We start from the raw sequence: 14,523 nt of genomic DNA on the forward strand, positions 1-14,523 counted from the left end.
ATAAGTTTCTCGTAATTTTAAGGTGAAGTTTAAGGTAGCTTTATACTCGCTTTATTTCAGCCATTTATCGACCATAATTTTGAAGGCTTCTTTGTATTGTTCTCCAACAGTAATTTCTATTTTATCAATAAAAATAGAATTCTTGCTTATCGCACTTATTTTGTCCAAAGCGATGATAAAAGAACGGTGAACGCGCATGAATTTTGATGAAGGAAGTTTTTCTTCTAAAGCTTTAAGCGAAATGAGCGATAACAAGGCTTTCTGCGAATCTTCCAGATGAACTTTTACATAATCTTTTAGACTTTCGATATACGTAATGTCTTTGAGCGAAATGCGGACCCATTGGTATTCTACTTTCAAAAAGATAAACTCGTCTTCAACGGTAACACTCTGAAACTGCTGATTGTTTGATTCTTCATGAAGCTGTAAAACTTTATTAGAAGCTCGAAGAAATTCTTCATAACTAAAAGGTTTCAGCAGATAATCTACCGCATTTACGCGATAGCCCTCAATAGCATAATGATTGTAAGCTGTAGTAAAAACAATTTTTGGCAGCGGACCCGATTGATCCTGCAAAAGCCTGGCCAGTTCCATTCCTGTTAGATTAGGCATATTAATGTCTAAGAAAACAACATCAGGCTGTTTTTCGCGAATAATGCCCATAGCATCTACAGCATTGTCGCAGGTATCTATTAATTCTAAAAAAGGAGTTTGATGTATAAACGTTTCGACCAGTTTTAAAGCTAATGGTTCATCATCTACTGCTATACATTTTAATACTGTCATTGCTCTAAAATTATTTTTAGTTTTATTCTATATTTTTTGTCCTCTGTAATACCAAATGTCATAAAATGATGATTTGGATATATAAGCTGCAATCTGCGTTTGGTATTTGTTAGTCCGATACCGCCGACATCAGGGATTGTTGTTTTTTCGAAGAAAGTATTTTCAACTTCAAATTCAAGATCAGCATTTTGCTGTGTAAGTTTAATGAAGATCTCGCTTTTATCTGTGGCATGTACACCGTGTTTAAAAGCATTTTCTACTAAAGGTAGTAATAACATCGGGACAATAGGATAGTCATGTAGTTTTTCTGGAATCTCTGTTGTGATCTTCAATTTACTGTTGGCACGGAGTTTCATTAAAGCGATAAAGTCTTTTAAGAATTCTACTTCTTTAAACAAAGTAGTTCTTTCTCCTTCAGTACTATACAAAAGGTAGCGCATCATTCTGCTTAAAGTATGCAGTGCATTTCGGGAATCTTCAATATTAGTATACGTTAAAGAATAAATGCTATTGAGCGAATTAAAGAAAAAATGCGGATTAATCTGTGCTTTAAGCATTGCCAGTTCTGCCATTGTTTTATCCTGCTCCAGCTTTTGTTTGTGCTGTGCCGCTTTCTGCCAATATTGCAGCATGGCCCAGCTGGTGCTTATTCCTAAAACAAGCAGCGTCAGGGTAAAAACGTAATTGTCAAAATAAGGGTTTCTGTATTTTGTAAAACCAATCGCTTTACTAATTTGATTGTGCAGATCGGTTTGGGAAGTATAAAAATAGGCGATTATCTGCATGGTAAGAGTAGCAAGAAATGCCCAAAGTAAAAACGGCGAAGTATTGTCCTTAAAGATTGTTCTCGGCACTATCACTTTGGCTGTAGAGTAGAATAAAACGATCAGTAAAAACAATACAATAATCTGCCAAAGCCAGAAAGCCGACGGCAGAATTACTTTCCAGGTCAGCGGAATGTAAAACAGCATAAGGTACCCCAATAAAAACCATCCCAGAATATGTACTCCAGTGAATAAATAGGGTCTAAAAAAGTTTATTGACATGGTAATTTGTGATTTATAATGGCAATATTACATTTTATTTAAACATCATTTAAAGGCAATCGCTCAAAACGGATTTAGAGTCTTTAGACAGCAATTTACAGCCGACGAGATAAAATTAAACACTTGTTTAATATTTTAAAAAAGTCCATCGGGTGTTAAGTTGTCTTTATCGATTATTTGCCCCTCTTCGTCTATTGAAAAAATTTCGTACCTTTTAATTTAGTTCTTTTGTCAGTATATAATCGATAATTACACATTTTTTACAATGAATAAGCAATCATTTTTAAGTATCCTAGCAGCATCAATAGTTATCGCATCTTGTGGTAAAAAAGATGATAAAGCGGCTCAGGCCGGCGGAGCGCCGCAAATTAAAGAATATAAAACACTGGTATTGCAGCCAGAATCTGCAACCTTATATACAGACTTTCCAGCTAGTATTCAAGGACAGCAGAATATAGAAATCAGACCTAGAGTAGAAGGATACATTGATAAAATTTTTGTTGATGAAGGTGCAGTTGTAAAAGCGGGACAGCCTTTATTTAAAATTAGTGCACCAGAATACGAACAACAGGTTCGTACTGCTACAGCAAGCATCAAAAGTGCTCAGGCAGAAGTTAGTACAGCAAAATTGGCTGTAAACAAAGTAAAACCTTTGGTAGAAAAAGGAATTATCAGCAAATACGATTTAGAATCTGCCCAATATACATATGAGTCAGCAATGGCTAGTTTAGCGCAAGCCAATGCCGCTTTGGTAAATGCTAGAGTTAATCTGGGGTATACAACTGTAACAAGTCCTGTTAACGGAGTTGTAGGTTCTATTCCTTTCCGTTTAGGAAGTTTGGTAAGCTCCAATACAACCGAGCCAATGACAACCGTTTCGAGCATCGGAAATGTGTATGCTTATTTTGCTATGAATGAAAAAATGCTTCTGAACTTCACTCAAGAAAATGAGGGGGCTCCTTTAGCACAAAAAATCAAGAAAATGCCAGAAGTAATTTTGGTCCTTTCTGATGGAACTACTTACGGAGAAAAAGGAAGAATTGAAACCGTAAACGGATTAATTAATACAGAAACAGGTACCGTAAATATTAGAGCGCGCTTCTCTAATCCAAAAGGAATTATCAGAAGCGGCAGCAGTACCACAGTAAGAATTCCGCAGCAAGTAAATCAAGGTCTAATCGTACCTCAAAGTGCGACATTTGAGCTTCAGGATAAAATATTTGCCGTTACTGTAGGTAAAGATGGAAAAACCAAAAATGTCAATATTGCGAAATTAGAAAACACCGCAGGCAATTATTATGTAGTAACAGAAGGTTTAAAAGCTGGAGATCAGATCGTATTAGAAGGAGTTGCTTCTCTTAAAGACGGTTCTCAAATAAAAGCAAACAATGTAAGCGCAGCAACAGTATACGCCGATTTAAAATAAGAAAAAATGTTTAAAATATTCATACAAAGACCTGTACTTTCGACAGTAATATCTGTTATTATTGTCATCTTAGGAGTTTTAGGTTTAATAGAACTGCCTATTTCTCAGTATCCCGATATTGCACCGCCAACGGTAAACGTTTCGGCAAGTTATACAGGAGCCAATGCCGATGTGGTACTTAAAAGTATCGTAATTCCGCTGGAAGAACAAATTAATGGTGTAGAAAACATGACGTACATGACTTCTACAGCAACCAATGATGGAAATGCTTCTATCAAAATTTTCTTTAAAGTAGGAACCAACCCAGATTTAGCAGCAGTAAATGTGCAGAACAGGGTTTCGAGAGCGACCAGTTTACTGCCTGTAGAGGTAACTCAGGCCGGTGTAACGGTAACCAAGAGCCAGAGTAGTAACTTGTTGATTTTCTCTCTATATAGTGACGACAAAGCTTACGACCAGACTTTCCTTCAAAATTATGCTAAGATCAATCTTGTGCCGCAAATTCAGCGTGTAGTGGGTGTGGGAGATGTTACCGTTTTTGGTGCCAAAGATTACTCTATGAGAATCTGGCTGAAACCAGATGTAATGCAGCAATACAAACTGATTCCGAGCGACATTTCGGCTGCTTTGGCAGAACAAAATATTGAAGCGGCGCCAGGTAAATTTGGTGAAAACGGAAATCAGGCTTTTCAATACGTAATCAAATACAAAGGACGTTTAACCAGCGACAAAGAATTTGGTGAAATCATCATTAAATCGGTTGGAAACGGGCAGATGCTTCGTTTAAAAGATGTGGCAAAAGTAGAATTAGGATCTTTGAGTTATGCTTCTACTATTAAAACAAATGGTGTAGAATCTGCAGCAATGGCAATTAGTCAGACACCTGGATCTAATGCACGTGATGTAATCATCAATTCTAAAAAACTGATTGAAGAAGCAGCAAAGAATTTTCCAAAAGGTATGAAATATACCATTATGGTGGATGTTAATGAAAATTTGGATGCCTCTATCGAAAAAGTAATTCATACTTTAATAGAAGCATTTATATTAGTTTTTATCGTAGTTTTTATATTCCTTCAAGATTTTAGATCGACATTAATTCCGGCAATTGCGGTTCCGGTTGCGATTGTAGGAACGTTTTTCTTCCTGAATTTATTCGGATTTACGATTAACTTATTGACCCTTTTTGCAATGGTTCTCGCCATTGGTATTGTCGTCGATGATGCGATTGTGGTTGTTGAAGCCGTACACGCCAAGCTCGACCACGGTTACAAATCGGCTAAAAAAGCGACCATTCATGCCATGGATGAAATTTCGGGTGCGATTATTTCGATCACGCTGGTAATGGCGGCGGTATTTATTCCGGTAACCTTTATTACAGGATCTACAGGAGTTTTCTACAAACAATTTGGTATTACATTAGCAGTAGCGATTATTCTTTCGGCAGTAAACGCCTTGACGTTAAGCCCTGCGTTATGTGCTTTATTGTTAAAACCTCATGCAGACGATCACAAACATAAAAGTTTTCTACAAAGATTTTATACTTCATTTAACGTTGCTTTTGACAATGTTACGCAAAGATACAAGCGTTCTGTAAGTTTTCTTTCTGTAAAAAAATGGATTGTTTTAGCTTCGATTGTAATAGCAGGTCTGGCATTATTTTATATGATGAAAACCACGCCTTCAGCTTTCGTACCTGCAGAAGATCAAGGAACTGTCTTTGCCAATATCAGTTTGCCGCCATCGGCTTCTATGGAACGTTCAGATATTATTGCCAAAAGAGTAGACAGTATTGCCAAAACGATTCCGGGGGTTAAAAATACACTTCGTATTGTCGGACAAAACTTTACCGCTGGAGCAGGTAGTGCTTACAGTATGGTTATTGTAAAATTAGAGTCTTGGGAAAAACGTGATTTGAGCGTAGACGACGTTATCGGTCAGCTTTTTGCCAAAACAAGCGGCATTCGCGAAGCGAGTATTTTCTTTATTTCGCCTCCAACTATTCAAGGTTTTGGACAAAGCGGCGGATTCGAATTTCAATTACAAGATAAAGGAGGGCATACCACAGCTGAATTCTTTAAAGTTAATAATGAATTTTTAGCAAAATTAGCGGAGCGTCCAGAAATTCAATACGCAACAACGCCGTTTAACCCTGGTTTCCCGCAGTATATGATGGAAGTCAATCTGGCAAAAGCCAAAGATGCAGGAGTTTCTGTAAATACAATCTTGTCTACGATGCAAGGTTATTATGGTGGATTATATGCTTCGAATTTCAATAAATTCGGAAAACAATATCGTGTCATGATTCAGGCTTCTCCAGAATATAGAGCCAATACAGAAGGTCTTAACAAAATCTTTGTTCGAAATAGTGCAGGAACAATGGCACCCATTACCGAGTTTGTAAAAATGACAAGAGTTTTTGGACCAGAATCCATTTCTAGATTTAACTTATTTACGTCTATTTCTATTACAGGAGCTCCAAAACCAGGATTTAGTTCAGGAGATGCTATTAAAGCCATTCAGGAAGTGGCGGCAGAAAATCTTCCAGCAGGTTATGGTTATGAGTTTTCTGGTTTAACACGTGAGGAATTAGCTTCGGGAAGCGAGACCATATTTATTTTTATTTTGTGTCTGGTTTTCGTTTACTTCTTGTTAAGTGCACAGTACGAAAGTTATATTTTGCCTTTTGCCGTATTATTTTCAATTCCGTTTGGATTGGCTGGAGCGTATTTATTCTCGATTATTTTCAAATTGAATAGTAATATTTACCTGCAGATTTCCTTAATCATGCTTATCGGACTTTTGGCGAAGAATGGTATTTTGATTGTTGAGTTTGCTTTAGACCGAAGAAAAAAAGGACTTCCGATTGTACAAGCGGCGATTGAAGGAGCTGTAGCACGTCTTCGACCAATTTTGATGACCTCTTTTGCCTTTATTTTAGGATTAGTGCCGTTGATGTTTGCTTCTGGGGCTGGTGCTGTAGGAAACAAATCAATCGGAACCGGTGCAGTAGGAGGAATGTTGATCGGAACCATATTAGGAGTTTTTGTAATTCCGGTATTGTTTATCATTTTCCAGACTTTACAAGAAAAAGTAAGCGGTCCTGCCAAAGATGGTTATGATGACGAAGATGATGATGAAGACGAAATTCATTTACTAGAAGCTCATAAAGAGTAATAATTTAATTAAGAAAAAATGACTCATAGTTCAAATAAATATATTGTATTGATAATGACGGCAGCACTGCTGAGTGCGTGCTCCGTTACCAGCAAATACGAGCGCCCCACAACTTTAAAAACAGAGCAGCTGTACCGCGATCAAAACGCATCGGATACCACGACAATTGCCGATATGCCTTGGCAGAGTGTTTTTAAAGACGAAAAGTTAAATGCATTAATCCAAAAAGGTTTAGACCAAAATCTAAACCTTAAGAATGCGATTGAGAATATTGTGCAGGCAAGAGCTTCGCTTCGTCAGAGTAAATTGGCTTATTATCCAACATTACAACTGGATGCCAATGCAACACACACCAAGCAGTCAGAAGCAGGATTAAACTTTCCGGCAGGAATCAACATCAATACTTTGACCACTACGTATAAGTTAGGTCTAAGTACTTCTTGGGAAGCCGATATCTGGGGAAAATTAAGCAGTTCTAAAAGAGCCGCTTTAGCAACCTATTTGGCTACCGATGCTGCGAAACAAGCAGTTCAGACGCAATTGATTTCGGATATTGCGAATAATTATTTTCTTTTATTGGCGTATGACAAACAATTGAAAATTACTGAAGAAACTTTGGAAGCCCGTATCAAAAATGTTGAAACGATTAAAGATCTGAAAGAAGGTGCTATTGTAACCGGGGCGGCTGTCGTACAGAGTGAAGCCAACCAGCATGCAGCAGAAGTCTTGATTCCAGATTTGAAACAAAGCATTCGCGAGACCGAAAATGCTATAAATGTTTTGTTAGGACAAGGTTCAGGACCAATTGAAAGAGGAGAATTAGGATCACAGATTATTCCAGAAAATATCGCAATCGGAATGCCTTCTCAGTTGTTAGAAAATCGCCCTGATGTCCGTCAAGCGGAATTCAATTTCAGAGTGGCTTTTGAAAGTACTAATCTGGCTAAAACCTATTTTTATCCAAGTTTAACTTTGACTGCAAGCGGCGGATTTTCAAATTTACAGTTAAAAGATTTCTTCGATAATTCCATCTTTTATTCGATTATTGGCGGATTAACACAGCCGATTTTCAATCAGGGAAAAAATAAATTAAGATTGACAACAGCGCAGTCACAGCAATTACAAGCGTATAATAATTTCCAGCAAAGCCTTTTAACAGCGGGGCAGGAAGTTTCAAACTCTTTGTATGCTTACGAAATGGCTGTTGCAAAAGAAGATTCAAGAGCAAAACAAATTGCAGCTTTAGAAAAAGCAGTTGACTATACAGAACAGCTTTTAGAATACAGTTCGGCAACGAATTACACCGATGTATTGACATCGCAGCAAAACCTTTTAGCTGCGCAGTTAAGCGGCGTAAACGATAACCTGCAGAAATTACAAGCTGTAGTAAATCTGTACCGTGCGTTGGGTGGAGGCTGGAAATAAATTCTTTTTTAGAATCGATTTTTAGTATTCACTATTAATTAAAATTGTTACAAACGAAAAACGCCTCTTTCCTGTGAGGCGTTTTTTTATTTAAATTTATATCGGTAGAAAAACACTATTCGTCGATTAGTTTCGTCTTTCCGTATAATCAATTCGAAAGCCTTAGATATTGGCATTACTTTAGATTCATATCTACTAAAATTAATAATTTAAATTCTAAAGACATGAAAAAATTAGTATTCGCCTCAGTGCTTTTTATGAGTGTATTTTTCGCTCAAGCGCAGCAAGTTTCAATCAATGTAAATATTGGCACACCTCCAAGTTGGGGACCACAAGGATATGATGATGACAGGTATTATTATCTTCCAGACATTGATATTTATTATGACGTTGTAAAGAGTCAGTATATTTCTGATAACAACGGTAAGTGGGTTCGCGAAAGCAGGCTGCCTGCACGATACAGAAACTATGATTTTTACTCTGGCTACAAAGTAGTTTTGACCGATTATAAAGGAGACACACCTTATAATTATCACGCAAAACACAGATCCAATTATCCAAAAGGCTATCAAGGGAAACCTCAAAAAAACAGAGGAGAAAAACCAGCAAAAAGCAATAACGGTAAAGGACAGCATAAGTCTGGTAACAAAGGAAATAATAAAGACAAAAACTCCAAACAACAGTCAGACAAAAACCACGATCACGGTAATGGCAATCGCCGTTAATTCTTAAACATGACTAAAGAAAAGCGCCTCCAATTGGAGGCGCTTTTTGTTTTTTAAACACGAATTAAATAATTACACGAATTATCAAAATTCAACAATAAAATTTGTGGAAATGTTGTGAAAATTGCGACTAGAAAAATCTTTTTATCCCTTTAATCTGTGACAAAAAACAGCATGAATTGCCTCCAGCTGAAGCTGGAGGCAATTCATGCTGTTTTTATCGGCTTTAGCCAAACTAACATAAAGTGTGACTAAAGTCTTTTAGACACTTCAATAAAAAACCTCCAGCTGAAGCTGGAGGCAATTCATATTTAGAATAATTTCTTAAAAAATAAATTTGCGAAAATTTGCGCAGTTTGCGGCAAAAGACTTTGCGATAATTTTTAAAATTGCTTTATATTATTTTTGGAAGTTATACAGCAGTATTTTTTACTTTATGGCCAAAAGCGCCAAACGAAAGAATAATCAAGAAACACACCAGCGGAATAATATATCCCGACTGAATATCATCATGATTCATATCGATTAAAGTCCCCATTCCGTACGGAATAATAGCACCGCCGACAATCGACATTACCAGCCAAGAAGAGCCTGTTTCAGTATTCGATTTTAAGCCTTTAATTCCTAAAGAGAAAATAGTCGGGAACATAATTGACATAAAGAATCCTATTCCCCCAAGCGCATAAATAACTACTATTCCTGAACCGTAAATAGCTACTAGACATAATAAAACGCTCATTACACAGTAAATAGAAAGTAAAACGTAATCTTTTACAAAGCGTAAAAAGAAAGTTCCAATAAAGCGTCCTGCCATAAAAAGAAAACCGTAAATACCTAAATAATATCCAGCGGTTTTTTCATCCAATCCTGCGCCTTGCTGAGCAATTCGAATAAAGAAACTCGTAATACAAACCTGCGCGCCAACATAGAAAAATTGCGCCACAACTCCCCAGCTTAAATGTCTAAACTTTAAAACAGAGAAAAAACCAGGTTTGATTTCAGCCTCTGTATGATTTGCTTTCATAGATGGTAATTGTACGAAGTAAAATACGATCGCAACCAAAACCAAAATGCTTCCTAGTACTATATAAGGCATTTTTACAGAAGCAGCTTCGCCTAACAAGTAAGCAGATCTTTCAGCATCCGGCATCGCAGCCATTTGTTCGGGCGTATGATTAGTTCCAGAAAGAATAAATAACGAACCTACAATTGGAGCAACCATTGCAGCTAAACCATTAAAAGATGCTGCCAAATTCAATCTTTTTGAAGAAGATTCCGCTGGCCCTAAAATTGCAGCGTATGGATTTGCACTTGTTTCTAAAATTGTCAGTCCGCAGCCTATTACGAACAAAGCGAACAAAAACAATTCATAAGTTCTCGTATTAGCTGCAGGAACAAATAAAAATGCTCCGATAGCAAAAACTAATAAACCAGTTATAATACTGTTTTTATACCCGAACCTTTTAATCAGCATTCCCGCAGGAATAGCCATTATAAAATAAGCAAAGAAAACCGAAGTATCAATAAGAGTAGATTGGCGGTTATTTAATTCGCACGCTTTCTTTAAGTGCGGAATTAATACAGAGTCAAGATTATGGGCCATTCCCCATAGAAAAAATAGGCATGTAACTAGAATAAAAGGCAGCAGATATTGTTTTTGGTTACCGCCTTCTGTCGGTACTTCGCGTTGATCACCGGCTTGGTTTGTAATTTGCATTAGTGTGTTTTTTAGTTAATAAGTTTGGAGTTTTTTTGCCGCGAAGGCACTAAGATATAAAGTTTAATTGTTTTGCGGCTTCGCCTGCCGAAAACTATCGGTATTGCGGGAGATTATTTTAAAGAAGCTGAGAAAAACCTTAGCATCTCAGAATCTTTGCCTAGGATTTTCTCTTTACAAACAAAAGATGATCGCAGACAAGTACGACTTCACCTCGCTGATTAATAATTTCAACATGTTCGGTTACTGCACCCATTTCTGGATTTTTAGCTTCGCCTTTTTCAGAAATAGTAATTTCAGAGTGAATGGTATCGCCAATGTGAACCGGTTTTACAAAACGCATTTTGTCGTAACCTCTAGAAAAAGCTTCAGGATTTATCTCAGAAGCAGTTAAGCCGATTCCGATACTGAAAATCATAGTTCCGTGTGCAATACGTTGTCCAAATGGCTGTGTTTTGCACCATTCTGCGTCCATATGATGTGGGAAGAAATCTCCCGTGTGTCCCGCATGAACCACAAAATCTGTTTCTGTGATGGTTCTGCCCACCGTAACTCGTTTGTCGTCAATTGTATAATCTTCGAAAAATGTAGATTTAAAAAACATAAGTTTATTTTTTGTTTTTACCATTTAGGTATTAAGAGAATTACGTTTTCTGTTAGAAATACTTAATGTTCTAGTCTTAAAAACCTTAATTCATTTATGGTTTAAATTAATTTTTTACAATTCGTCTAGTGTAACGCCGCCGCCATTACTGCTTATATAACAAGCTTCCACAACTTTCATAGTTCCGAGAACATCTTGAACGCTGGCAGATAATACTTTGTCTGAACCTTCTTTGAATCGCATCAAATTAGACATTGCACCAACAAAAGCTTCTGGAAACCAAGAGCCTTCCAATTTTACTTCTGTCCATTCATATTCATTTTCCATGTCTTTTTTAGGCAGTGCATATTCAAAAACGTCTGGCAGGCCGTCGGGATAATTCATTAATAAGCCCATTTTGGCTTTGATTGCGCCCTTTGTTCCTTCCCATTTGATGTAACTTTCTTCGTGTTTTGGGCCAAAATGATGATCGTGATTCGTATTAATCACAACATGTTTATCTTCGCCATAATCCAAAATAATAGTTGATCGGCTCGAAGATAGTTTTTTTAGCGGATGTTTGGCTGTTTTGGCGTAGACACTTTTCGGATTTCCTAGGAAAGAGCGAATACAGTCGATATAATGCACAGAGTGAAAAAGAATTTCCAATCTAGGATGTTCTTTAATAAGCGGAAATAATTCCCAAGGGGTATTGACCGTAACTTTAAATTCTAAATCATATAATTCGCCAATAATCCCTTCAGAAATCAGATATCTTGCTGCACTTACAAATGACGAAAAGCGAAGCTGAAAGTTTATAGCAGCAACAAGGTTTTTTCTTTCGCATACCGCCACAATTTCTCTTGCCTGCGCCAAATCATTCCCCATTGGTTTCTGAATCAAAACCGCAGCACCGTCTGGCAGTTGTTCCAAGATTTCAATGTATTGATCAGGTAAGACCGTTATGTCGTAAACTGCATTTTTTGGAGCATGTTTTACTGCTTCGGCAACATTTTCAAATACATGCTCTATTTTAAACTGTTTCTGTAAGTCGTATGCTTTTGAAATGGTTCTATTGGTAAGACCAAAAACTCTGAAGCCTGCCATTTCATAAGCCGGAAGATGCGCATCTTTTACAATGCCGCTTGCTCCGATAATGACAATGGGCTGTTCTGTTTCTGGCAGTAAAGGTTTATAGGGAATATTCATTTTGTAACTATTTTTAAGTTTGATCGCAACATTGTCAAAGTTTCAAACGCTGACACTGTTTTCTATTCTATTTTTTGAATATTGATTTGTGTTTCTTCTAGCAATTGTGCCGAAGGAATATCACTGTTGATTGCTTTTAAAACCATATGATCGATAAATTCGCATACTTTGGGCCAGATTGGCGTCTGAGGTAAAGTGAGTGCATTTTCGTGCAGCATTTCCAATTTATGATAAAACGGAATTAAGGTGTTGATTGAAGGATCTTTCCAAGTTGATTTCCTGCAGCCGATGCCGCCTTCGGTAGTCAATAATTTATCACTTTCGGCAGTTGTGGCAAAACGTAAAAAATCGTAAGCCAGTTTTTTATGTTGACTTCCCGAACCAATTGTGTACAGCCAGTATACATTTAAAGAAGCCGTTTTATGGTCAGGATCGGATGGGAGAGAAGTAATGTCAATTTTTCCTTTCACTTTCGATTCTTCAATCACTTCGGCCATTGATGCAAATCCAAACCAGTTGATGGCCATTGCTGCTTGTCCTTCGGCGAAAGCCATACCTGCTTCAACGGAACCAAATACCGCCGATTTTGGATGAACAGCGTTTTTATCATTGACTATTGTTCGATAAAAATCCAATGCTTCAATTGCTGGCTGGCTGTTAATACAGATTTGATTTTTGTTATTGATTAAAGAGCCTCCGCGTGTCCATAATTGCAGGCAGAAATCAAAAACCATATTGTGTCCGTCGGGATAATTGGCAAAGATGCAGCCGTAGAGATTTTCTTCGGGTCTATTAAAAAATGCCGCTATTTCTATAAACTGCTTCCAAGTTTTTGGTGTGGCGAGTTCGTAACCCAACTGCTTTTTAAAATTCTCTTTTTCAGTTTCGTTTTCGAATAAATCTTTTCTGTAAATCAGACATTCTGGACCATCATGAAATGGAAGTCCGTAAATACCATTATCGAGCTGTTGTAACTGTAAAAGTGATTTGTGCCAGCCGTGAGGAAAATTTTCGGGCGGATTTTCTGCTATGAAAGAAAATAGATCTAAAACCGCTTTTTCGTGTACCGCATCATAAATCCAATCCGTATTAATGTGCGCAATATCCCATTTCCCTTCTTTTAAGCCTTTTTTAGAAATTGTAGTTTCATATAGGTCATGCAATTCCATTGGAATCATTTCAGCTTCGATCTGAAGGTTGTTTTCAAGACAGAAAGCATCCCAAAGTTTTTGCATGGTACTTTCGAAAGGATCGAATTTTCGAACAGCGATTCTAAATTTTTCCATCAGCAGTCTATAAATTCTTTAATAATTCGTTCGTTATCCTGACCTAGTTTTGGCGAACCTTTACCAGAAGTCAAATATTCGCCGTCAATTTTTATCGGACATCGGGTTGTTTTATACGCATAACCATCCAGCATTTCTACTTCCTGCGTAAAATTCAATACCTTAAAACCCTCTTCTGCAAAAAGCTGCTGATAATTTAAAACTCCAGCGCACCAAATATCTGCAGGTTCCAGAATATCCAGCCAAAATTGTGTTTCCTGTGTCTGCAGATGATCGGCAAGGATATTTTTGATTTCGTCTCTAAGCGTAAATTTATTTTCAGGAAAAGCGAGTAAAGCGTCACATTTTAAAAGTGAAGCCAAAACAGGAATTGATCCCATTGCTAAAGCTAAATACCCGTTTTTAGTTTTATAGATTCCGTATGGAGCACCCAAATAGGCGTGCGCATTATTAGTTTTTGTTCGAACAGGTAATTCACCGCCGTCATTAAAAAAAGTAGTAATCGTTTCAAACTGAAAGTCAAAAGCAGATTCCAGCATGCTTACCTGAACTTGCGCTCCAATATTGTGAGTGGCTTTTCTGTACAAAGCGGCTAAAATTCCCTGTGCCAAATGTGCACCCGCCAGCATATCTACAATTGACAATCCCATTGGGACTGGACCGTCCTCCTGATTACCGCTCAGCCATGTCAGAGCTGTTAAAGACTGTAAAAGCAAATCTTGTCCCGGTAAATCTTTTAAATCGGGATGTTCTCCAAAACCAGAAATAGATCCGTAAATTACATTCGGATTTAAGGCTTTAACTTCATCATAACTCAAACCAATACGTTCCATTACGCCCGGTCTGAAATTGTGCATGACAACATCGGCTTTGGCCAATAATTTTTTCAATTTTTGAAGTTCCTCAGGCTGTTTAAAATCAATGGCAAACGATTCTTTATTTCTGTTGATGGTATGAAAAACAGACGATTCGCCATTCATAATCAAGTCTGAAGTATATAAGGTTCGGCAGATGTCTCCCGTTCCAGGTTTTTCAATTTTTATAACGCGTGCGCCCAAATCGGCCAATCGTAAACTGGCTGACGGACCCGAAAGAAACTGACTGAAATCGACAATTAAATAATCTTCTAATGGTTTCACTTTC

The 14,523-nt window shown here is 37.3% G+C and carries 11 protein-coding genes; 4 read left to right on the forward strand and 7 right to left on the reverse strand.

The features are described 5' to 3' along the window. Positions 1–51 precede the first annotated feature (51 nt). Positions 52–786, reverse strand: coding sequence for a LytR/AlgR family response regulator transcription factor (locus C4F50_RS14710; protein WP_194139410.1), 735 nt, complete (start codon positions 784–786; stop codon positions 52–54). Then, a complete protein-coding gene (locus C4F50_RS14715; RefSeq protein ID WP_194139411.1) occupies positions 783–1,832 on the reverse strand; it encodes a sensor histidine kinase in 1,050 nt (349 codons plus the stop codon). Before C4F50_RS14715 ends, C4F50_RS14710 begins: the two co-directional genes overlap by 4 nt. Before the next feature lie 265 nt (positions 1,833–2,097). On the opposite strand from C4F50_RS14715, the gene C4F50_RS14720 reads away from it, so the two are divergent. From C4F50_RS14720 to C4F50_RS14735, 4 genes are all read left to right on the forward strand, one after another. Continuing rightward, a complete protein-coding gene (locus C4F50_RS14720) occupies positions 2,098–3,258 on the forward strand; it encodes an efflux RND transporter periplasmic adaptor subunit (RefSeq protein WP_194139412.1) in 1,161 nt (386 codons plus the stop codon). 6 nt (positions 3,259–3,264) lie between these two features. Continuing rightward, the gene (locus C4F50_RS14725; RefSeq protein WP_194139413.1) at positions 3,265–6,435 is read left to right on the forward strand and encodes an efflux RND transporter permease subunit; all 3,171 of its coding nucleotides are present in this window, start codon (positions 3,265–3,267) and stop codon (positions 6,433–6,435) included. A gap of 18 nt (positions 6,436–6,453) precedes the next feature. Continuing rightward, entirely contained in the window at positions 6,454–7,860 is a 1,407-nt protein-coding gene (locus C4F50_RS14730) for an efflux transporter outer membrane subunit (RefSeq protein ID WP_194139414.1), read from the forward strand. Between the two features lie 224 nt (positions 7,861–8,084). Further along, a complete protein-coding gene (locus C4F50_RS14735) occupies positions 8,085–8,585 on the forward strand; it encodes a hypothetical protein (RefSeq protein ID WP_194139415.1) in 501 nt (166 codons plus the stop codon). Between the two features lie 412 nt (positions 8,586–8,997). Here C4F50_RS14735 and fucP read toward each other — a convergent pair whose 3' ends face one another. The 5 genes from fucP to C4F50_RS14760 all read right to left on the reverse strand — a co-directional run bounded on the left by fucP (position 8,998) and on the right by C4F50_RS14760 (position 14,519). Further along, entirely contained in the window at positions 8,998–10,302 is a 1,305-nt protein-coding gene (gene fucP / locus C4F50_RS14740; protein WP_194139416.1) for an L-fucose:H+ symporter permease, read from the reverse strand. Between the two features lie 160 nt (positions 10,303–10,462). Further along, entirely contained in the window at positions 10,463–10,906 is a 444-nt protein-coding gene (locus tag C4F50_RS14745) for a MaoC/PaaZ C-terminal domain-containing protein (RefSeq protein WP_194139417.1), read from the reverse strand. Positions 10,907–11,020: 114 nt separating this feature from the next. Beyond that, positions 11,021–12,094 (reverse strand): Gfo/Idh/MocA family protein, encoded by a 1,074-nt coding sequence (locus tag C4F50_RS14750; RefSeq protein WP_194139418.1) that lies wholly within the window; start codon positions 12,092–12,094, stop codon positions 11,021–11,023. Between the two features lie 62 nt (positions 12,095–12,156). Then, on the reverse strand, positions 12,157–13,380 hold the full coding sequence (locus C4F50_RS14755) for an extracellular solute-binding protein (RefSeq protein WP_194139419.1): 1,224 nt from the start codon (positions 13,378–13,380) through the stop codon (positions 12,157–12,159). Then, a complete protein-coding gene (locus tag C4F50_RS14760) occupies positions 13,380–14,519 on the reverse strand; it encodes a CoA transferase (protein ID WP_194139420.1) in 1,140 nt (379 codons plus the stop codon). Before C4F50_RS14760 ends, C4F50_RS14755 begins: the two co-directional genes overlap by 1 nt. Between the last annotated feature and the right edge of the window lie 4 nt (positions 14,520–14,523).

It is taken from the genome of Flavobacterium hungaricum (genome assembly GCF_015182285.1).
Lineage (GTDB): Bacteria > Bacteroidota > Bacteroidia > Flavobacteriales > Flavobacteriaceae > Flavobacterium > Flavobacterium hungaricum.

Excerpts from the sequence above, each read along its gene's own strand:
- C4F50_RS14710 (WP_194139410.1), bottom strand. The coding sequence starts at position 786 with ATGACAGTATTAAAATGTATAGCAGTAGATGATGAACCATTAGCTTTA.
- C4F50_RS14715 (WP_194139411.1), bottom strand. The coding sequence starts at position 1,832 with ATGTCAATAAACTTTTTTAGACCCTATTTATTCACTGGAGTACATATT.
- C4F50_RS14720 (WP_194139412.1), top strand. The coding sequence starts at position 2,098 with ATGAATAAGCAATCATTTTTAAGTATCCTAGCAGCATCAATAGTTATC.
- C4F50_RS14725 (WP_194139413.1), top strand. The coding sequence starts at position 3,265 with ATGTTTAAAATATTCATACAAAGACCTGTACTTTCGACAGTAATATCT.
- C4F50_RS14730 (WP_194139414.1), top strand. The coding sequence starts at position 6,454 with ATGACTCATAGTTCAAATAAATATATTGTATTGATAATGACGGCAGCA.
- C4F50_RS14735 (WP_194139415.1), top strand. The coding sequence starts at position 8,085 with ATGAAAAAATTAGTATTCGCCTCAGTGCTTTTTATGAGTGTATTTTTC.
- fucP (WP_194139416.1), bottom strand. The coding sequence starts at position 10,302 with ATGCAAATTACAAACCAAGCCGGTGATCAACGCGAAGTACCGACAGAA.
- C4F50_RS14745 (WP_194139417.1), bottom strand. The coding sequence starts at position 10,906 with ATGTTTTTTAAATCTACATTTTTCGAAGATTATACAATTGACGACAAA.
- C4F50_RS14750 (WP_194139418.1), bottom strand. The coding sequence starts at position 12,094 with ATGAATATTCCCTATAAACCTTTACTGCCAGAAACAGAACAGCCCATT.
- C4F50_RS14755 (WP_194139419.1), bottom strand. The coding sequence starts at position 13,380 with ATGGAAAAATTTAGAATCGCTGTTCGAAAATTCGATCCTTTCGAAAGT.